The 19669-nt window shown below is 65.1% G+C and carries 21 protein-coding genes and 1 tRNA gene; 13 read left to right on the top strand and 9 right to left on the bottom strand.

Annotated features, from left to right (window positions below):
- The first annotated feature begins 15 nt into the window (after window positions 1–15).
- The 3 genes from lepB (at window position 16) to SAB01S_RS08315 (ending at window position 2407) form a co-directional block, all read left to right on the top strand.
- Window positions 16–888, top strand: coding sequence for a signal peptidase I (lepB, locus tag SAB01S_RS08325; protein ID WP_021226577.1), 873 nt, complete (start codon window positions 16–18; stop codon window positions 886–888).
- Window positions 889–909: 21 nt separating this feature from the next.
- Window positions 910–1992, top strand: coding sequence for an AI-2E family transporter (locus SAB01S_RS08320; RefSeq protein WP_062732576.1), 1083 nt, complete (start codon window positions 910–912; stop codon window positions 1990–1992).
- 85 nt (window positions 1993–2077) lie between these two features.
- Window positions 2078–2407 carry a hypothetical protein gene (locus tag SAB01S_RS08315; protein WP_062732575.1) on the top strand — a complete coding sequence of 110 codons (330 nt, stop codon included), beginning with the start codon at window positions 2078–2080 and terminating at the stop codon, window positions 2405–2407.
- A gap of 57 nt (window positions 2408–2464) precedes the next feature.
- Here the strand turns inward: SAB01S_RS08315 and SAB01S_RS08310 are convergent, their stop codons facing one another.
- Both SAB01S_RS08310 and rpsU read right to left on the bottom strand, forming a co-directional pair.
- Window positions 2465–3025, bottom strand: a complete 561-nt coding sequence (locus tag SAB01S_RS08310; protein ID WP_062732574.1) for an FKBP-type peptidyl-prolyl cis-trans isomerase — start codon at window positions 3023–3025, stop codon at window positions 2465–2467.
- Between the two features lie 81 nt (window positions 3026–3106).
- Window positions 3107–3313, bottom strand: coding sequence for a 30S ribosomal protein S21 (rpsU, locus tag SAB01S_RS08305; RefSeq protein ID WP_021226581.1), 207 nt, complete (start codon window positions 3311–3313; stop codon window positions 3107–3109).
- A 225-nt stretch (window positions 3314–3538) separates the two neighbouring features.
- Between rpsU and SAB01S_RS08300 the strand changes: the two genes are divergently transcribed.
- Window positions 3539–4297, top strand: a complete 759-nt coding sequence (locus tag SAB01S_RS08300) for a class II aldolase/adducin family protein (RefSeq protein ID WP_062732573.1) — start codon at window positions 3539–3541, stop codon at window positions 4295–4297.
- A 17-nt stretch (window positions 4298–4314) separates the two neighbouring features.
- Here the strand turns inward: SAB01S_RS08300 and SAB01S_RS08295 are convergent, their stop codons facing one another.
- Complete coding sequence (locus SAB01S_RS08295; RefSeq protein WP_062732572.1) at window positions 4315–7893, bottom strand: hydantoinase B/oxoprolinase family protein; 3579 nt, start codon at window positions 7891–7893, stop codon at window positions 4315–4317.
- Window positions 7894–8003: 110 nt separating this feature from the next.
- Between SAB01S_RS08295 and SAB01S_RS08290 the strand changes: the two genes are divergently transcribed.
- Genes SAB01S_RS08290 through SAB01S_RS08280 form a run of 3 tightly spaced genes read left to right on the top strand, consistent with a single transcriptional unit; the run spans window position 8004 to window position 10062 of the window.
- Window positions 8004–8336: an ArsR/SmtB family transcription factor gene (locus SAB01S_RS08290; RefSeq protein ID WP_062732571.1), complete on the top strand. Its 333-nt coding sequence runs from the start codon at window positions 8004–8006 to the stop codon at window positions 8334–8336.
- An 11-nt stretch (window positions 8337–8347) separates the two neighbouring features.
- Complete coding sequence (gene arsC / locus SAB01S_RS08285) at window positions 8348–8776, top strand: arsenate reductase (glutaredoxin) (protein ID WP_083951244.1); 429 nt, start codon at window positions 8348–8350, stop codon at window positions 8774–8776.
- The gene (locus tag SAB01S_RS08280) at window positions 8776–10062 is read left to right on the top strand and encodes an arsenic transporter (protein ID WP_062732570.1); all 1287 of its coding nucleotides are present in this window, start codon (window positions 8776–8778) and stop codon (window positions 10060–10062) included. Before arsC ends, SAB01S_RS08280 begins: the two co-directional genes overlap by 1 nt.
- Before the next feature lie 79 nt (window positions 10063–10141).
- Here the strand turns inward: SAB01S_RS08280 and SAB01S_RS08275 are convergent, their stop codons facing one another.
- Entirely contained in the window at window positions 10142–10708 is a 567-nt protein-coding gene (locus SAB01S_RS08275; RefSeq protein WP_021226587.1) for an outer membrane protein, read from the bottom strand.
- A gap of 315 nt (window positions 10709–11023) precedes the next feature.
- Here SAB01S_RS08275 and SAB01S_RS08270 point away from each other — a divergent pair, with 315 nt between their 5' ends.
- Window positions 11024–11692, top strand: coding sequence for a hypothetical protein (locus SAB01S_RS08270; RefSeq protein ID WP_083951227.1), 669 nt, complete (start codon window positions 11024–11026; stop codon window positions 11690–11692).
- Window positions 11692–12384 carry a hypothetical protein gene (locus SAB01S_RS08265; protein ID WP_062732568.1) on the top strand — a complete coding sequence of 231 codons (693 nt, stop codon included), beginning with the start codon at window positions 11692–11694 and terminating at the stop codon, window positions 12382–12384. The genes SAB01S_RS08270 and SAB01S_RS08265 overlap by 1 nt, the downstream gene beginning before the upstream one ends.
- A 49-nt stretch (window positions 12385–12433) precedes the next feature.
- Here the strand turns inward: SAB01S_RS08265 and SAB01S_RS08260 are convergent, their stop codons facing one another.
- Window positions 12434–12889 carry a peptidylprolyl isomerase gene (locus SAB01S_RS08260; RefSeq protein WP_062732567.1) on the bottom strand — a complete coding sequence of 152 codons (456 nt, stop codon included), beginning with the start codon at window positions 12887–12889 and terminating at the stop codon, window positions 12434–12436.
- A gap of 146 nt (window positions 12890–13035) precedes the next feature.
- Here SAB01S_RS08260 and mgtE point away from each other — a divergent pair, with 146 nt between their 5' ends.
- The gene (mgtE, locus tag SAB01S_RS08255; protein ID WP_062732566.1) at window positions 13036–14475 is read left to right on the top strand and encodes a magnesium transporter; all 1440 of its coding nucleotides are present in this window, start codon (window positions 13036–13038) and stop codon (window positions 14473–14475) included.
- A 24-nt stretch (window positions 14476–14499) separates the two neighbouring features.
- Window positions 14500–14904 carry a DUF1489 family protein gene (locus tag SAB01S_RS08250; RefSeq protein ID WP_062732565.1) on the top strand — a complete coding sequence of 135 codons (405 nt, stop codon included), beginning with the start codon at window positions 14500–14502 and terminating at the stop codon, window positions 14902–14904.
- Window positions 14905–14914: 10 nt separating this feature from the next.
- Here SAB01S_RS08250 and SAB01S_RS08245 read toward each other — a convergent pair whose 3' ends face one another.
- The 4 genes from SAB01S_RS08245 to yajC all read right to left on the bottom strand — a co-directional run bounded on the left by SAB01S_RS08245 (window position 14915) and on the right by yajC (window position 18361).
- Window positions 14915–15256, bottom strand: coding sequence for an MTH938/NDUFAF3 family protein (locus SAB01S_RS08245; protein ID WP_083951225.1), 342 nt, complete (start codon window positions 15254–15256; stop codon window positions 14915–14917).
- A gap of 47 nt (window positions 15257–15303) precedes the next feature.
- Window positions 15304–16290 carry a protein translocase subunit SecF gene (gene secF / locus SAB01S_RS08240; RefSeq protein WP_021226594.1) on the bottom strand — a complete coding sequence of 329 codons (987 nt, stop codon included), beginning with the start codon at window positions 16288–16290 and terminating at the stop codon, window positions 15304–15306.
- Window positions 16291–16418: 128 nt separating this feature from the next.
- Window positions 16419–18017, bottom strand: coding sequence for a protein translocase subunit SecD (gene secD, locus SAB01S_RS08235; RefSeq protein ID WP_021226595.1), 1599 nt, complete (start codon window positions 18015–18017; stop codon window positions 16419–16421).
- Window positions 18018–18025: 8 nt separating this feature from the next.
- Entirely contained in the window at window positions 18026–18361 is a 336-nt protein-coding gene (gene yajC, locus SAB01S_RS08230) for a preprotein translocase subunit YajC (RefSeq protein WP_062732563.1), read from the bottom strand.
- A 186-nt stretch (window positions 18362–18547) separates the two neighbouring features.
- On the opposite strand from yajC, the gene SAB01S_RS08225 reads away from it, so the two are divergent.
- Together SAB01S_RS08225 and SAB01S_RS08220 are read left to right on the top strand one after the other, a co-directional pair.
- Window positions 18548–18624 (top strand) — tRNA-Pro (locus tag SAB01S_RS08225).
- A gap of 283 nt (window positions 18625–18907) precedes the next feature.
- Window positions 18908–19657 (top strand): esterase/lipase family protein, encoded by a 750-nt coding sequence (locus SAB01S_RS08220; protein ID WP_062732562.1) that lies wholly within the window; start codon window positions 18908–18910, stop codon window positions 19655–19657.
- The last annotated feature ends 12 nt before the right edge of the window (window positions 19658–19669 follow it).

Raw genomic sequence — 19669 nt, 5'->3', positions numbered from 1 at the left:
CAAGAGACTTCGCCCATGCCGGCCATCGACACGCCCCAGGACAGCGCCACGCCCGCCGGGGAGCAGGAGAAGGACGGCGTCAACTGGTGGCATGAATTGCGCAGCATCACGCTGCTGATCCTGGCGGTGCTGGCATTTCATAGCTTCGTCGCCAAGCCTTTCTATATCCCGTCCGAATCGATGATGCCGGTGCTGCTGACCGGCGACCGTCTGGTGGTGAGCAAATTCCCCTATGGCTGGTCCTATGTCTCGCCCAGCTTCCACCCCCTGCCCTTCCTCAAAGGCCGGGTGCTGGGCCGCCTGCCCCAGCGCGGCGACATCGTCATCGTGTCGCCCCACAATCGGCGGGAGGATTATATCAAGCGGGTGATCGGCCTGCCCGGCGACATCATCGAGGTTCGGGGCGGCCAGGTGATCCTGAACGGCACGGCGGTGAAGCAGAAGGCGATGAAGCCGCTGCGCCTGCCGGTCGATGGCAACGCGCCCTGCTCGCCCGATCAGTTTCCCGGCGCGCGCGTTCGCGGCGCGGACGGTCGCGACTATTGCGAATTGCCGGTGCGGCAGGAAATCCTGCCCAATGGCAAGACCTATCTCACCATCGACATGGGGCCGAGCGCGCTCGATTGGTATGGCCCGGTGCGCGTGCCGGCCGATCATGTCTTCCTGATGGGGGACAATCGCGACAATAGCGCCGACAGCCGCGCGCCGCTGGCGGAAAATGGCCTGGGCGGGCCGGTGCCGTGGGAGGCGATCGGCGGGCGGGCCGAATTCATCACCTTCAGCCTCGACGGCAATGCCAGCTGGAATCCGATCAGCTGGTTCCATGCCTTCCGCAGCGGACGGGCGGGGAACAGCCTGCGTCCACGGAGCGTTGCTGCCCCTGATTGACGACCAGAGGGGCACAGGGTTTTGAGCGAGACGCACAGGCATGTCGAGGAACCCGGCCCCAGCGAAGTCCGCAGCCCGCTCGTCCAGCAGGAACTGAAACGCGCCGGCGTCTGGTTCGGGGTCGCGATCGCCATCGCCCTTGCCGCGTTGCTGGCCCAGCCGCTGATGCTGATCCTGGGTGCGATGGTGCTGGCCACGATGATGGACGGCGGATCGCGACTGCTGGGCCGGGTCCTGCCGATCGGCCGGGGATGGCGCCTCGCCATTGTCCTGTTGAGCGCCGTCGCCTTCCTGGCGTGGACCTTCTACCTGACGGGGTCCAGCCTGGCCGCACAGGCGCAGGCGATGCGCACCATTGTCGAGGCGCAGGTCACGCGCATCGGAGGCTGGATGCAGCAATTGGGCATCACCGCCACGCCCAGCGATTTAAAAGGCCTGGCCCAGCAGGCGATGAGTTCCATGGGGCGCGTGACGGCAGCGCTCGGCACGGCCGTCGGCGCGATCACCGGCGGCGCGATGATGCTGGTGCTGGCGATCTTCCTGGCGACCGAACCCAAACTCTATGAACGCGGCGTTGCCTGGATGCTGCCGATGGAAAAGCGCGCGCAATTCTACACCATCGCCGACAAGATGGGCTGGACATTGCGCCGGCTGATGTTCGGGCGGATCATCGGCATGTCGGTCGAAGGCGTAGGCACCTGGCTGCTGCTGTGGGTGTTCGGCGTGCCGATGGCGGGGCTGCTTGGCATCCTCACCGGGCTGCTCGCCTTCCTGCCCAATATCGGGGCGATCATATCGGGCGTGCTGATCGTGCTGGTGGGCTTTTCCGGCGGCGTGGATACCGGGCTTTATGCCGTGGGCGTCTATCTGGTCGTGCAGATTGTCGATGGCTATCTGATCGTGCCGATGGTGGCCAAGCGCGCGGTCGACCTGGCGCCGGCGCTGGTGCTGGCGGCACAGATCCTGTTCGGCGCGCTGTTCGGCATCATCGGCCTGTTCCTGGCCGACCCCATCGTCGCGATGATCAAGGTCTATCTGGAGGAACGATCCAAGGCGAACAGGCAGGATGGCGACCAAGCGTCGATCAAGCCCGCCGGCCCATGATTCCGGCATCCTGACCCAGCGGAACATACAGGCTTTCCGTCGCTTGCTTTCAGCGTAAGATAGAAGAGACTGAAAGGAGCGGATCATGAAGATGGACCTGGACAAGCAGAAGAAGCTGCATTTCGATCTCACCAATGTGGGATTGCGCGCGCAGGCGACTGCGGCGGGATTGCTTCAGCTCTGTCTCGAACTGCGCGAATCGGGCATTTTGGACGAACCGGCGATCGACCGGATCAAGAACGCCATCGCCTGCGACATCGAAGTATCCGCGCCCCGCTCCGTCGCCTGCCCCGAATATCGCCGCGATGTGCGCGAGCGGCTCGACAAGCTGTTTGCCGGACAGGCCAAGGTCGGCGATGCTGGTGCGCTTGCCTTTGGCGAGACGCCCGAAACCATCTGCGGCGACAACGGATAAGACAAAAAAGGGACCGAAAGGCGGCCCCTTTTTTCACCGACGCACTGGCTGCGCGACTTATTGCCCGGGCTGCGGCGCCGCGCCCTGTTGCTGCATCATCTGCTGCTGCAGCTGCATCAATTCCGCCTTGGACTTGAAGTCATGCAGGGTGACGTCGAAGACCAGCACCGAACCGCCGGGGATCGGGCCATTGTCTTCGGCCCCGTAACCCAGCTCCGACGGAATCCAGAGGCGATACTTGCCGCCCTTCTTCATCTTTTGCAGGCCTTCGGAGAAACCCGGCACGACGCCATCGACCGGCATCGGCGCCTGCGGATTTTCGTCGAACACCGTGCCGTCCAGCAACGCGCCCTTGTAACCAACCAGCGCGACGTCGCTGCTAGTCGGGCTGGGGCCGGTGCCTTCTTCCAGCACCTTATACTGGAGGCCCGATTCCGTTGTCACCACGCCGGCCTCATGCGCATTCTGCGCCAGGAAGGCGGCGGGCGACGGCGCCACGCCCTGCTGCCCCGCCCAGGCGAGCCCGCCGGCCGCCAGCGCGACGATGGCAACGCCGATCCAGAGCCGGGTCAGCGACCCCTTGGCGATGGGACGAAGGGGAACAGCCGTCGTGGACATGGGCCTAAGCTCGCTAAAATCAGGGCAGGAAGGTCGTACGCCAACGCGGCGGCAGCATACCGCCCGCGTCAGGACAGCGTCTTAACGGACGCCGTCGCGCTCGGCGCGCTTGCGCTCCATCTTGCGCGCGCGGCGAACGGCGGCCGCCTTTTCACGGGCGCGCTTTTCCGACGGCTTTTCATAGTGACGGCGCAGCTTCATTTCGCGATACACGCCCTCGCGCTGCAGCTTCTTCTTGAGCGCGCGAAGAGCCTGGTCGACATTATTGTCGCGAACGATGATCTGCATAAGTCCGTCAATCTCCAATCAAAAACGGGCGGGTCGCCGGGACGTTTCTGTCCTTCCCGACGGCTCGACCGAATAGCAAAGCCAGTGAGTCGTCGCAGGTCGCCCTGCGCCATGTGGGCGGCGCCCTACCAGCAGAGTCGCGCAAACTCAAGCCTAAAGGCCATGATCTCGACATTTGCGCCGGGCCAGCCGATAGTGGCGCGATAACAGACAGGAGGATCGCCCATGGCCAGCGCCGCACAACAACCCGACATGACGCCGCAGGAATGGGAGGCGCGCCAGCAGCTTGCCGCCTGCTACCGCATATTCGACCATATGGGATGGTCGGAACTGATCTACAACCATATCACGCTGCGCGTGCCAGGCGAGGATAACGCCTTTTTGATCAACCCGTTCGGCCTTGGCTATCAGGAAGTAACAGCGTCCAATCTGGTCAAGATCGACATTGAGGGCCAGGTGCTGGACGGCAGCCCCTATCCGGTGAACCGCGCCGGCTTCACTCAGCATAGCGTCTTTCACCGTCACCTGCCCGACGCGCATTGCATCATCCACACCCACACGACTGCGGGCATGGCGGTGAGCGCCTGCGCCGAGGGATTGCGGCCGATCAGCTTCTACGCCGCCGCCTTTGCGGGGCAGATCGCCTATCACGCCTTTGAAGGCGTCACGATCCGGCCGGAGGAAGGCGAGAGGCTGATCGCCAATCTGGGGGACAAGCGGGTGATGATCCTGCGCAATCATGGCACGCTGGTCATGGCAGCGAGCCTGCCCGAAGCCTTCCTCAAACATTGGTCGTTGCAGCGCGCCTGCGAGATTCAGGTCGCGGCCAGCGCGGCGGGCACGCCGGTCGACATCCCGGCGGAGGTGATCGCCGTGCATCAGCGGGACCTGGCCGGGGTGCAATTGCCGGTCGGGCCGGGGGTGCCGGATTTCCAGGCGATGGTGCGGGTGATCGACCGGATCGATTCGAGCTGGAAGCAATAGAGCCGGGGCGGGGCGGGTCAGGCCTTGCCGAACCCGCCGCCGCCGGGCGTTTCGATGACGAAGGCGTCGCCGGCGTTAAGATCGACCGCGGCGGTGCTGCCCAGTGGTTCGACCGAGCCGTCGGCGCGCTCCACCCAGTTGCGCCCCGGCGCGCCGTCCGCCCCGCCAGCAAGGCCAAAGGGCGGCACCACACGGCGGTTGGCCAGGATGCCGGCGGTCATATCCGCAAGGAAGCGGATGCGGCGCACCGCGCCATCGCCGCCACGATGCCGCCCTGCCCCGCCCGAACCTGAGCGGATCGAAAATTCCTCCAGCAGCACCGGGAAACGGGTTTCCAGGATTTCCGGATCGGTGAGGCGGCTGTTGGTCATATGCGTCTGGACCACCGCTGCGCCGTCAAAGTCCGGCCCAGCGCCCGACCCGCCGGCGATCGTTTCATAATATTGATGCCGGTCATTGCCGAAGGTGACATTGTTCATCGTTCCCTGCGCCCCGGCCATGACGCCGAGCGCGCCGAAGATCGCGTCGGTGACGACCTGGCTGGTTTCGACATTGCCCGCGACCACGGCGGCGGGATGGCGCGGATGGAGCATCGACCCTTCGGGCACGATGATAGTAATGGGTTTGAGGCAGCCGTCATTCATCGGCACCGCTTCGTCGATCAGCGTGCGCACGACATAGAGAACGGCGGCACGCACGACCGACAGGGGCGCATTGAAATTGCCGGGCAGCTGGTCGGAGGTGCCGGTGAAGTCGACGGTCGCGGCGCGGGCGGCGGCGTCGATGGTGACGGCGACCTGGACGGTTGCGCCATTGTCCATGGCATAGCTGAAGCGCCCATCGTCGAGCCGGCCGATCAGCCGGCGAACGGCCGCTTCGGCCTGATCCTGGACATGGGCCATATAGGCGGAGACGGTGTCGACGCCATATTCGTTGCTGATCCGTATCAATTCGGAAGCACCCTTGGCGCAGGCGGCGATCTGGGCCGACAGGTCGGCGATATTCTGGTCTATGTTGCGCGCAGGATGGGGGCCGGAGCCAAGCAGGTCGCGGATCGCCGCTTCCCGGAAGTCGCCACGGTCGACCACCAGCAAATTGTCGAGGATGACGCCTTCTTCCTCTACCGACCGACTGCCCGGCGGCATGGACCCGGGGGTGATGCCGCCAATGTCGGCATGATGCCCGCGCGCCGCGACGTGGAAGGCAGGCGCGTCGCGGCCTTCGACGAAAACCGGCATGATGACCGTGACGTCGGGCAGATGGGTGCCGCCGTCATAAGGCGCGTTGAGCGCATAGACATCCCCCCGCTGCATACCCCGCCCGTCGATAGGCCGTCCGTCCGCACCGGGACCGCGCCGGCGCAGGATCGCGCGGATGCTTTCGCCCATGCTGCCCAGATGCACTGGCATATGCGGCGCATTGGCGACCAGATTGCCGGCGGCATCGAACAGGGCGCAGGAAAAATCGAGCCGTTCCCGGATATTGACGGAGGAGGCGCTATGCTGAAGCGCGGCGCCCATTTCCTCGGCAATCGCCATGAATAGCCTGCCCATCACCTCCAGCCGCACGGGATCGACGCCCGCTTGCTCAATGGCCTGCGGCGATGGGCGGGACTGGTGCCGGGTCAGGATGAGGTTGCCGATCGCATCCACCCGCGCCCGCCAGCCTGGTTCCACGACAGTGGTGGACACCGGATCGATGATGAGGGCGGGACCATCGAGAACGCTGTCGCGATTGAGGCCAGCGCGATCATGCACGGGCACACAACTGCCGCTGCAATCCACCTGCGCCAGCGGCGGTGCGGCCGCATCGGGGAAGGCGACGATGTCGTCCATCGCCAACTGCGCGGAAGCGATCGCCTCGACCCGCGCCATCTCGACAAGGATTTCGCCGCGCCCGTCAAAGCCGAAGCGCGCGCGATGCTGCGCAAGGAAATCGGCGCGCATCGTCTCCAGATCGGCGCGCGGCACATCGAACAGGCTGTCGGTGCGGCCATAGCGCAGGCGCAGCAGCATTTCGGTCCGGTCCGCCTGTGGCAGGTCGGCGCGCGCATCCGCCTCCATGGCAGTGAGTGCGTCCTTAAGCTGAGGCATGGCGTCGGGCGCGAGCGGCAGGGCAAGCGTGCGTTCCCGCACTGCCCGCCGGTCGGCCAGCCCCATGCCATAGGCCGACAGCACGCCGCCCAACGGATGGATCATGACCCGGTCCATGCCGAGGGCGTCGGCCACGAGGCAGGCATGTTGCCCGCCAGCGCCACCAAAGCTGACCAGGGTATAGCGCGCCACATCATGGCCGCGCGCGACCGAGATGCGCTTGATGGCGTTGGCCATATTGGCGACGGCGACGGCGATAAAGCCCTCCGCCGCTTCACGCGGAGTCATGGCACGGCCCGTTTCTGCCTCGACCTGTTCGCAAAGGGTAGCGAAGCGCCGCTCGACCACGTCGCGATCGAGCGGCTGGTCGCCATTGGGTCCGAACAGGCTAGGAAAGAAGTCAGGCTGGATCTTCCCCAGCAGGACGTTGCAATCGGTGATGGTGAGCGGCCCGCCACGCCGGTAGCAGGCCGGCCCGGGCACCGCGCCCGCGCTTTCCGGCCCGACGCGAAAACGCCCGTCGACAAAGGTGCAGAGCGAACCGCCGCCCGCCGCGATCGTGTCGATCCGCATCATCGGCGCGCGCAGGCGGACGCCGGCCACCCGCGCCTCATTGTCCCGTTCATAGCTGCCGGCATAATGGGAGACATCAGTCGACGTACCGCCCATGTCGAAACCGATGACCTCGCGGAAACCCGCCTGCTCGGCCGTGCGCGCCAGGCCGACGATGCCGCCCGCCGGTCCCGACAGGACGGCGTCCTTCCCCCGGAACAGCGATCCGGGGGTCAGGCCGCCATTGGATTGCATGAACAGCATGTCGGCTTGCCCACCAAGCGCCTTATGCAACCCCTCCACATAATCGCGCAGCACGGGCGAGAGATAGGCGTCGGCCAGCGTGGTGTCGCCCCGGCCCACCAGTTTGATGAGCGGCGTGACATCGTGGCTGGCGCTGATCTGGGTAAAGCCGATATCGGCGGCGATTTGCGCCAGTCGTTGTTCATGCGCGGGGTAGCGATAGCCATGCATCAGCAGGATCGCGACGGCGCGCAATCCCTGGTCATAGGCCGCCTCCAGCGCGGCACGCGCGGCCGCTTCGTCCAGCGCCACGCGCACTTCGCCGCCGGCACTCATTCGTTCGTCGATCTCGATGACATCGTGATGCAGGGGATCGGGCAAGCGGATATGGCGCGCGAACAGGTCCGGGCGTTCCTGCGTGCCGATGCGGATGGCGTCGCGAAAGCCGCGCGTGACAGCAAGCAGGACAGGTTCGCCCTTGCGCTCCAGCAGGGCATTGGTCGCGATGGTCGTGCCGATGCGCAGCGAACAGGGCGGAATCGGGCCGTCGCCCGCGCCCGTCAGCCGGCGGACCGCTTCGACGGCGGCATCGGCATAGCGTTCGGGATCGCTAGAAAGCAGCTTTGTCGTGTGCAACCGCCCCTCAGGGTCGCGCGCTACTACATCGGTAAAAGTGCCGCCGCGGTCGATCCAGAAATGCCAGGTCATGGCGGGGTGATGGCCGCACGCGCCGGATATGGCAAGGTCGATGGCGATGGGCGTGTATGCGGACAAAATAGCTGTTGCGCAGATCAAATTATATCCATTATTCTGGATATATGGATACGGAATCGGCCATATCCGCGCTGGGGGCGCTTGCTCAGGGGACGCGCCTTGATGCGTTCCGGCTGCTGGTGCGTCATGAGCCAGCGGGCATGGCGGCGGGCGACATCGCGCGGCAACTGGATGTGCCGCAAAATAGTCTGTCCTCGCACCTGGGGATTCTGGCGCGGGCCGGGTTGGTTCGCGCGGAGCGCCACAGCCGCTTCATCATCTATCGCGCCGATCTGGACCGGATGCGCGCGCTTGCTCTGTTCCTTCTCCAGGATTGCTGCGCCGGACGCACCGAGCTTTGCGCGCCGCTGATCGCTGAACTTACCCCCCAGTGCTGAGAGGCTGCGCCGTGGCTGTCGACATCATCATCTATCATAATCCGGCATGCGGCACGTCACGCAATGCGCTGGCCATGATCCGCAACGCTGGCATCGAGCCGCATGTGATCGAGTATCTGAAGACGCCGCCTTCCCGCGCCCTGCTGGTCAATCTCATCGCCCGCGCCGGCATGACCGCGCGCGACCTGTTGCGTCAGAAGGATACGCCCTATGCCGCCCTGGGCCTGGACGACGCGACGCTGTCCGACGATGCGCTGGTCGACGCGATGATGGCGCATCCGATCCTGATCAACCGGCCTCTGGTCGTGTCGCCGCTGGGCGTGAAGCTGTGCCGTCCGTCCGAGGCGGTGCTGGACCTGTTGCCCACCAGACAGCGCAGCGCCTTTGCCAAGGAAGATGGCGAGCCGGTCGTGGACGCCGATGGCCAGCGTGTCGCCTGATGCTGCCGGCCTTATTGATCTTCATCGCCACGATCGCGCTCGTCATCTGGCAGCCCAGGGGCCTGGGCATCGGATGGAGCGCCATGGGCGGGGCGATCGTCGCCTTGCTGGCTGGCGTCATATCGCTGGCCGACGTGCCCGTGGTCTGGAACATCGTGTGGAACGCGACCGGCGCGTTCGTGGCGATCATCATCATCAGCCTGTTGCTGGATGAAGCCGGATTCTTCGAATGGGCGGCGCTGCATGTCGCGCGGCTGGGCAAGGGCAATGGCCATGCGCTGTTCGTCCTGGTCGTGCTGCTGGGCGCGGCGGTATCGGCGCTGTTCGCCAATGACGGCGCGGCGCTCATCCTGACCCCCATCGTCATCGCGATGCTGCGGGCGATGGGTTATGGCGACAAGGCGATGCTGGCGTTCGTGATGGCGGCGGGCTTCATCGCCGACACCGCCAGCCTGCCGCTTGTCGTAGCGAATCTGGTCAATATCGTTTCGGCCGACTTCTTCGGCCTTGGCTTTGCGGACTATGCCGGCATCATGGTGCCGGTGAACCTGGCGGCCGTCGCCGCCACATTGGGCGCGCTGATGCTCTTTTACCGGCGCGACATACCGGCGGCCTATGATGTGACGGCCTTGCGCATGCCGGGCGAGGCGATCCGGGACATGGCGACTTTCCGCGCGGGCTGGGTCGTCCTTGCACTGCTGCTTGTGGGCTTTTTCCTGCTTGAGCCGCGCGGCGTGCCGGTGAGCGTGGTGGCCGGCGCCGGGGCCGCCCTGCTGATGGCCATCGCCGCACGGGGGCATGTCATCGCGACCCGGGCCGTATTGCGCGGCGCGCCCTGGCAGGTCGTCATCTTCTCGCTCGGCATGTATCTGGTGGTTTACGGCCTGCGCAATGCAGGGCTGACCGATCATCTTGCGGCGCTGATCAGCCAGATGGCGCAAGGCGGGATATGGGGCGCGGCGATCGGGACGGGCGTGCTCGCCGCCCTCCTCTCCTCGATCATGAACAACCTGCCGACCGTCCTGGTAGGCGCATTGTCGATCGGCGCGACGGATGCCACGGGCGCGGTCAGGGAGGCGATGATCTATGCCAATGTCATCGGCTGCGACCTTGGTCCCAAGATCACGCCGATCGGATCGCTGGCGACCTTATTATGGCTGCATGTCCTCGGCCAGAAGGGCATCAGGATCGGCTGGGGCTATTATTTTCGGGTCGGCTTTTGCCTCACCATTCCCATCCTGATCGTCACCCTGGCGGCGCTGGCGCTGCGGATTGGGATGGGTTGATGCCGCCATTCACGTAAACGGGCGGGGCAGACCCTGGTCCACCCCGCCCGCTCGAGCACTGAAGCTCAGTCAAAACGCGTCAGAACTTCGCGACGACACCCGCCATCGGACGGATCGAGCGGAAATTGCCGAGCGTGTCGGCCTGAACGCGCAGACGGATGTTGCTGCTCTGGGCCGATCCGCCCATGTCCGCGGGCGACAGTTCGACGCCGGCGCCATAGGTGGTGCCGTGGAAGTCCGGGCTGTCCGGGCCGAGCGCGTCAAAATTGACCCACTTATACCCGACCTTGCCGAAGATCAGGCTGTCCTTGCCCGCCTTGACCCCGGCGCGGCCAGCCACGCCATATTCCCAATCAATGTCGCCGGAGACGCCCTTGGAAGCCGTGCCTTCGACGCCGACCACAAGCGGTCCTGCGACATTGTAGTTCACGCCAGCGACGCCTTCGACCATGCGGCCCTTGTAACCGACGGGCGGGATGCCTTCCTTGCCGGTTTCGCTGTCGAAATTATGCACGCCGCCCATCACGCCGACATAAGGTTCCAGGCGGCGGGTGGCGCCTGCGTCGTCGGCCTGGCCGCTCTGGGCCATAGCGGCGGCGGGGATCAGGGACGCGGCAGCGGCTGCCGAAATAAGCAGTGTCTTCATGGGTGTGACCCTTTGATCTGTTGTTGGATGCTTGCGGCGGTTTGGACCCGCCGGGCCGCTTCCTGGGTGCTTCAAGCGACCGGAGCGGCAGGGATCATAATGACCATGATGGCGGGAAGGTTTCCCGGCGGAATGACGAAAAGGCGGAAAACTGCCAGATTGTGGCACCGACAACACGGTTTCTGTCGTGCACATGAACGAGGCGGAAGATTTCTGAACGGCGGATAAATCAAATTCGTGCGGCAGAACGGTCATTCACAACCAATTCAAACTCCACGCGTTACCCCTGTCAGCAAGAAGATAAGGAGACAGGCGATGACTGGACCTGCACGAAGGTTTCTGGCCGCCCTCGGCTTGATTGGCGCGATGACATTGGGCGGATGCGCCTATGACGATGGCTATGGCTATGGCGGAGTGGGCGTCGGCACCGGCTATTATGGCGGGGGCTATTATGACCCCTATTACAGCCCCGGCTATTATGGCGGCGGCTATGGCTGGTATAATGACTTCTATTATCCGGGCACCGGATATTATGTCTATGACCGCGGCGGACGGCGGCACCGCTGGACCGACAGCCAGCGGCGCTATTGGCAGGCGCGGCGGAATGACCGGCGCGATGACCGGTGGCGAGACAGGGATCGCGACGGTCGACCCGGATGGCGTGGCGATCGCGATGGTCGGCCCGGCAACTGGCAGCGACCCGACCGTGATGGCCGCCCCGATCGCGATGGCCGGCCGGGCAATTATGTCCGACCGCGCCCTGGCGGTAATGACGGCCGCGGGGACGGACGTGGACGTTGGAATGGCGGGCGCGGACGCGATGGCGCGAATGCGGTCCGCCCATCGCCCCAGCCCCGCCCCCAGGCAAGTCAGCCCCGCCCTCAGCGCAGCATGAGCGCACGACCCTCGCCAGGATCACGCATGTCGCGACCAATGCGGTCGGGCGGTGGTCGTGAGCCGGCAAATCGGGTCCGCCCGAACTGATGCGGGGAGCGATCAGGACAAGCGCGCTGGCCACCCTCCTGCTCGTCGCAGCCTGCGATGGGCGGGAGGAGAGCGCAATCGACAATCTGGCCAATGGCGCAAACCAGGCGCAGGTGGAAAATAATGTACGGGCCGAAGCGATGGCGCTGATGGAGCCGCTCGCACCGCCCGAACCGGGGACGCCGGGCGGCCTGCCGGTCGACCCTGCACCGATCGAGGAGGGGTCGATCGACCCGGACAGCGCGCAGGGCGCGGCGCAGGTGGTGCAGGGCTATTACGGCCTGCTGGAGGAAAAGCGTTTCGAGGACGCACAGGATATGTGGAATCCGGCGACCGCGATCGGCGCGCAGGATGACGCGCATTTTGCCGCGCGATTCCGGGGTTTCAGCGAAATCCATGCCAATGTCGGTGCGCCATCGGAACCCGAAGGGGCGGCCGGTTCGCTTTATGTGACAGTGCCGGTGCAGGTCTATGGCCGCATCGCCGCCAACGGAAAGCCTTGGTATGCGTTGCGGCAGGTGACGCTGCGCCGCGTCAATGATGTGCCGGGATCTACGGAAGAGCAGCGCCGCTGGCATATCCAGTCGATCGGCGCCTATGTCCCGGAGGAGGCGGAAGTTGCGTCCAGCGCGAGCGCGCCGATTTCCATCACCGATGGCATGGCGCGCAGGAAGCAGGCAGAACAGAAATGACGGTGGCGGGGCGATGGCCGGGATGACCCGCCATCGCCCCCATCAACAATCAGGCCACGGTCGCCTTGACGATCTTGCCCGGCGTGCGCGGCGGCTCGCCCTTGGGCAGCGCGTCGACATGCTCCATGCCCGACGTCACTTCGCCCCAGACGGTATATTGCCCGTCGAGGAAGGTGGCATCGTCAAAGCAGATGAAGAACTGGCTGTTGGCGCTGTTGGGATTGGACGCGCGCGCCATAGAGCAGACGCCGCGCACATGCGGCTGACGGCTGAATTCAGCCTTGAGGTCGGGCTTGTCGGGATGGCCGCCCATGCCCGTGCCGGTCGGATCGCCGCCCTGCGCCATGAAACCGGGGATGACCCGGTGGAAGACGACGCCGTCGTAAAAGCCTTCCTTGGTATTTTCCACGATGCGCGCGACATGGCCGGGCGCAAGGTCGGGGCGCAGCTTGATGACGACATCGCCGCCGCTGTCGAGGGTGAGGGTAAGCGTATCGTCGGCCATGAAAAATCCTCTCTTGCCGGGGACGTGGGGATGGAGCCCATATAAAGGCTAAAGACCGGGATGGAAGCGCTGTCTCCTTATTGCATTTCCGGTGGGCATGGGCGAAAGCGACGATATGTTACAGGAACCGGACAGTAGGGGGCGCCATGAGCGAGCGCGGCGATATGGCCGAACCCCTGGTGCATGGGGATGATTTCGAAGATCCGGTGATCGAGGCGGCGGAGGCCAGCCACGATGAGGATGACCGGCTGAAGCCCGAATATCTGACGGCCGTGCTGGACGCGGTCGAGGATGGCGACAGCGAAAAGGCGCGCGACCTGGTGTCGCCGCTGCACCCGGCCGACATTGCCGACCTGCTGGAACTGGCCCCGTCCGAACGGCGCGCCGATATTGCCGCGGCGCTGGGCGACCTGGTCGGCGCGGAAGTCCTCTCCGAACTCAATGACTATGTGCGCGACGACCTGATCGGCGCACTGGCGCCCGAACAGGTTGCGGAATTCGCGTCCGAACTGGATACCGACGACGCGGTCGCGATCATCGAGGATCTGGAGGAAGCCGACCAGCAGGCCGTGCTGGAGGCGATGGAGCCGGAAGATCGCGCCGCGATCGAAAGCGCGCTGGCGCACCCGGAGGAATCCGCCGGCCGCCTGATGCAGCGCGACCTGGTCGCGGTGCCCGAGCATATGACGGTCGGCCAGGTGATCGACTATCTGCGCGACAGCGGCGATTTGACGCGGGATTTCTGGGAGATCTTCGTCGTCGATGAAGGCCATCGGCCGATCGGCACCTGCCAGCTCAGCTGGATCCTGACCTGCCCGCGCGGCGTGCCCATGAGCGACCTCATGAAGCGCGAGCAGACGCTGATTCCGGTCGACATGGATCAGGAGGAAGTGGCGCTGCGCTTCCAGAAATATGCGCTGATCTCGGCCGCCGTCGTCGACGGGTCGGGCCGGCTGGTGGGCATGATCACGGTGGACGATATCGTCCACATCATCAGCCAGGAAGCGGGCGAGGATATATTGCGCCTGTCGGGCGCGGGCGAAGGCGACATCAACGAACCGGTGCTCGACAGCTATCGCGCACGAGTCCGCTGGCTGCTCACAAATTTGCTGACGGCCCTGGTCGCATCCACCATCATCGGCATTTTCGAAGGGACGATCCAGCAGATGGTCGCGCTGGCGACGCTGATGCCGATCGTCGCGGGAGTGGGCGGCAATGCCGGCAGCCAGACGATGGCCGTCACCGTGCGCGCGCTCGCTACCAACCAGATTACCGGGTCCAACGCCCGGCGCACCATCTTGCGGGAAATCCGCGTCGCGGTGCTCAATGGCGCGACCGTCGCCATCGTGCTGGGGATCGGCGTCTCGCTGGTGTTCCAGAATATGGCGCTGGGCGGCGTCATCGCGGCCGCCATGGTCACGAACATCATCACGGCGGGCCTGGCCGGCGCATCGGTCCCGCTGGCCTTTGACCGGATGAACCTGGACCCGGCGGTGGCATCCTCCATCTTCGTGACGATGATCACGGATTCGATGGGGTTCTTCGCTTTCCTGGGGTTGGCGACCGCGGCGGGATTGACCGGCTGATCCGAGCGCCCATGTAAGGCCGTAATGCCACTGCATATGACCAAGATCGCCTTCCGCAGCGAAGGCCCCGCGTCGCTGCGCGCCTGGCTGGAAAGCCAGGCCGGATCGGGCGAGGCGCGGATCACCACCCGCTATCTGCCCAAGCGCGTCGAGGAGATGGTGGGCGGATCGCTGTACTGGATTCACGCCCACACCATCATCGGCCGCAGCCCGCTGCTGGGTTTCGAGGAAACGGGCCAGGGGCGATATTGGGTGCGGCTGGCCCCCCGGCTCATCCCCGTGCGCACCAGCCCCAAGCGGGCGCATCAGGGCTGGCGCTATCTGGAGGACAAGGATGCGCCGCCGGACCTGGGCAGTGGCGAAGCGGATGATCTGGAGGCGATGCCGCCCGCTATGCTCGGCGAACTGACGCGGTTAGGGCTGGTCTAGCGGCAGACGATCAGAGCGGCAGCAAAGCGGCGACGATCCAGCGTTCCTCGGCGCGCAGGACGCCCCAGGCGCGCGCGGCGGCGCGGCTGTCCATCGCCTCGACGCCGATGCCCCGTGCTTCCAGCGCGCGCACGAAGGGCCGGGGCGGCTGTCGCAGGCCCGCGCCAGTGCCGAGCAGCAGAAATTCGGGCGCGGGATCGAGGGCGAACAGATCGCCAAATTGCGCGACGTCCAGCGCGTCGACCAACGGCGCATCGGTCCAGGCCATGGCGCGCAGCGGGCTCAGAAACAGACCGTCGGGAAACACATCATCGCGCACGCGAAAGCCGCGCCCCTGAAAGCCGGTGACGATCGGCCCCTGTCCGCTGTCGTCGCGGCGCAGCCTGATGCCCGAATCGGTCAGGGTCGCGCCCCGTCATCGCGCGGCCCGACACGCTCCGCCTGCGCGGCGATGCCAGCCTTGGACGCTTTTTTCTCCGACGCCTGCGGGGTGAGGCCGAGCGAGATGAGCAGCGACGACGACACATAGATGGACGAATAGGTCCCCACGATCACGCCCAGCATCATCGCGGCGGTGAAGCCGCGCAGCACATGACCGCCAAACAGCAACAGCGACCCCAGCGCCAGCAGGATGGTCAGCGACGTCATCACGGTGCGCGGCAGCGTCTCATTGACCGACAGGTCGATGAGCGCCTTCATGTCCATCTTGCGATATTTGCGCATATTTTCGCGAATACGGTCGTCGATCACCATCTTGTCGTTGATCGAATAGCCCACGATCGTCAGCACGGCCGCGACGATGTTGAGGTCGAATTCCAGCTGGGTGATGGCGAAGAAGCCGAGCGTCATCAGCACGTCGTGCATGATCGCGACAAAGGTCGAGACGCCGAATTGCCATTCGTAGCGCAGCCAGGAAAAGATCGCGATGCCGACCACGGCCAGCACCACCGCCAATATGCCGTTCTGGATCAGCTCGCCCGACACCTTGCCCGACACCGTATCGTAGCGGGAAAAGGTGACGCCGGGGAATTGCGCCGTCATCGCGTTGCGGGTCTTTTCCACCACCGCATTGGCCGCGCCCGCGCCGCCCTGTTCAGGCAAGGGCAGGCGGATCTGCACCGTCTTGGGATCGCCAAATTGCTGGAGCGAACTTTCGCCCACGCCCAGGCGGCCGATGGTGGCGCGCACCTTGTCGGTTTCGACCGCTTGCGGGAATTTCGCCTCGATCATCAGGCCACCGACGAAATCGACGCCGAGGTTGAGGCCCCTGTGGGCCACGGCGCCGATCGCCAGCACCGTCAGCAACGCGGTGAGCGCGAACGCCCATTTCCGCATCGCGACGAAGCCGATATTGGTGTTGTCCGGGACAAGCTTGAGCAATTTCATGGCTTAAAACCTAATGCCGTTCGGGCTGAACCTGTCGAGGCCCAGTCCTTCTTGAAGACCAGTTCCCTTCCGAAGAAAGAACAGCCCTTCGACAAGCTCAGGGCGAACGGAAATGCGGCGCGCGCGCATCAGATCGTGATTTCGGTCGGGCGCTTGGCGCGGACCCAGCGCGACGCCAGCAGGCGCGTGAAGGTGACGGCCGTGAACACGCTGGTGGCGATACCGATCAGCAGCACAATGGCGAAGCCCTTGACCGGCCCGGAGCCGAGCGCGAGCATGATGCCGCCCGCGATCGCATGGGTGACGTTCGCTTCGAAAATGGTGCGGCTGGCTTCCTTATAGCCATGTTCGATCGCCTGCACCACGTTGCGGCCGCGCCTGCGTTCTTCACGAATGCGTTCATAGATAAGGACGTTGGCGTCGACCGCGGTGCCGATGGTCAGCACGAAGCCGGCGATGCCCGGCAGGGTCAAGGTCGCGCCCAAAATCCCCATGACGCCGAGGATCACCAGCACGTTGATGGTGACGGCGATGTTCGCATAGACGCCAAAGCGTCCATAGCTCACGAACATGAACGCGGCGACCGCGACCACGGCGATGACCGACGCGATGAGGCCGGCGCGGATCGAGTCAGCGCCCAGGCCCGGCCCGACCGTACGTTCCTCCACGACGGTGAGCGCGACCGGCAGCTTGCCCGATCGCAGCGCGATCGCCAGCTGGTTGGCGCTTTCCACGGTGAAGCTGCCGCTGATCTGCGCGCTGCCGCCCAGGATCGGTTCGTTGATATTGGGGGCGGACAAGACCCGGCCGTCCAGAATGATGGCGAAGGGCCGATTGACATTCTGCGACGTCACCTGCCCGAACTTGCGGCCGCCAGAGCCATTGAAGCGGATGTTGACGATCGCCTGGTTATTCTGGTCATAGCCCTGCGTGGCGTCGGTCAAGTCCTCGCCCGACACCATCACCTGCCGCTTGACCGCGATCACGGGGACGCCGGACGGATTGTCAGGATAGGGCAGGACTTCGCTGCCCACCGGCGCGCGGCCCTGGGCGACTTCGGCGGGATTGGCGGTCGTGTCGACCAGCTTGAATTCGAGCTTTGCGGTCTGGCCCAGCAGGTCCTTGAGCGCCTTGGGATTTTGCAGGCCCGGCACCTGAACGACGATGCGGTTGTCGCCCTGCTGCTGAATCGTGGGTTCGCGCGTGCCCATTTCGTCGATGCGCTTGCGGATCACTTCGGTCGCGACTTCCATCGCGCTCTTGACCGCATTGTCGATGCCCGCTTCGGTCGGCGTGATGACGATGGTTGAGCTGTTCACCACCTCGACATTGAAGTCGCGCTGCCCGGTGAGGCCCGCGCCTTGCGTGAGCGGACGAATGCGCTCGACCGCGGCGTCGACCTGGGCCGGATTGCGCACCATGAAGCTCAACTTGCCGTCGCGGCTGGAAATATCACCGATCGCGATGCGCGGGTCGCCGCGGCGCAATTCGGTGCGGACCTGCTCCTCCATATTGACCAGCCGCTGCCTGGCCACGTCCTGGGTCGAAGCTTCGAGCAGCAAATGACTGCCGCCGGCCAGGTCGAGGCCCAGATTGACGCGCGTCTGCATGAAGCCGGGCAGCCTGGCGACGGCGGCATCGGGCAAGAAGCTCGGCACGGCGCACAGCACGCCGATCAGGAGCGGCAGGAGGATCGCGGCGATCGCCCAGCGCGAAAAGTTCAGCATGACGCCGCTCAGTCGTTCGCGGGCTTGGCGGTCATCGGGTCGATGACGTCGGTCAGCGTCGCCTTGATCGCCTTGACCTTCATGCCCGGCGCCAGTTCGACATCGGCATAGATGTCATCGACGCGCACCACCTTGCCCACCAGACCACCGCCGGTGACGACCTGATCGCCTTTCTTCACCGCGTCGATCTTGGCCTTGTGCGCCTTCATCTTCTTTTGCTGCGGACGGATGAGCAGGAAATAGAAGACGACGAAGATCAGGACCAGCGGCGCCATCTGCACCAGGATACCGGCGCCGGAGGCTTGCCCGCCCTCGGTCTGGGCAAAGGCTGGGGTAATGAACATGGGTGGGACTGCCTTGTTGTCTGTCGGTCGCGGGCGGCCATTGGAGCACCCACGGATCAAGGGCGGGCGGCTAACACAGACAGGGGGGCGGAGGCAATATGATAAGGGCGCGCGGCGAGACGCGCGCGCCATTGCGATTGAGCCCTTGCATCACAGCGATCATGGCTCTATTGGGCGCCCTCCGGTCGGGACGTAGCGCAGCCTGGTAGCGCATCACACTGGGGGTGTGGGGGTCGGAGGTTCGAATCCTCTCGTCCCGACCAAAATCATTTTTCTTAAGCCAGCAGTTCCCTGCCGCATAGTGCGGGTGGCGCCTGGCGCCTGTTGCCTGCGGCGATCGCGGTTCGCCACGCGTCCGGTCCGCCGCCATTTTTTACCAAGCGAATATACCGGCCATAGCGTTGCTATGCTGCGCGCGGTGTTGGCGATCAATCGCGAACGCCACACGGAAAATTGTTTGTCGCGGGCGGTGAAACTGATGGACGACGGCGGCGTTTGTCACGATATTGTCATCTTTCGCCCAGTCGCTTTTGGAATCATCGTCCCGTGCCGCCTTACGTCCATGCCGTCAGCAATTTCTGGAAGGACCGCCTGGCGGACGGGCCGCGTCCGGCCGAATTGCCCTCGCTCAACCATCTGCTCGGAAACTTGTCGCTGCCGTTCGACCTTGCGCGCACACGGGCGCAGGCCGCCGCGCTGGCGGATCAGGTCAAGGGCGACGGACGGCCTGTGCTGCTGATCCCCGGCCTCATGGCGTCGGAGCGGCGGATGGAATGGCTGCGCACTATTCTGACCGCTGGTGGATATGAGGCGCATGACTGGGGCATGGGCCGTAATATGGGTCCGCGCCCCGACAGCTTGGAGCAGATCGACCGGCGCGTGGATGCGATCCGCCGGGAAAGCGGCGCGCCGGTGACGCTGGTGGGGTGGAGCCTGGGCGGTCTATATGCGCGGGAATATGCCAAGTTCGCGCGAAACAAGGTCGGCGGTGTGGTGACGATGGGTACGCCTTTTTCCGGCGATCCGCGTGCCAATCACGCCTGGCGGCTCTACCAGCTGGTATCGGGCGTCCCCGTCGATCGTCCGCCCTTCCCCTGTACGCGCGAGGAGAAGCCACCCGTGCCCACGATCGCGCTATGGTCGCGTCGGGATGGCGTGATCCTGCCGGAGTGCGCCAAGGGGCGCGCTGGCGAGCGGGACGCCGCGATCGAGGTCGATTGCACCCATATGGGCTTTGCTGCCGCGCCCGAAGGCATCGTGGCGGTCGCCAAGGCGCTGGAGACGATACGCGGCTGAAGGCCCGCTGGC

It is taken from the genome of Sphingobium abikonense NBRC 16140, from assembly GCF_001598335.1.
Lineage (GTDB): Bacteria > Pseudomonadota > Alphaproteobacteria > Sphingomonadales > Sphingomonadaceae > Sphingobium > Sphingobium abikonense.
The sequence above is the reverse complement of the archived record's forward strand: the minus strand, read 5'-3'. Positions and strand labels throughout refer to the sequence as shown.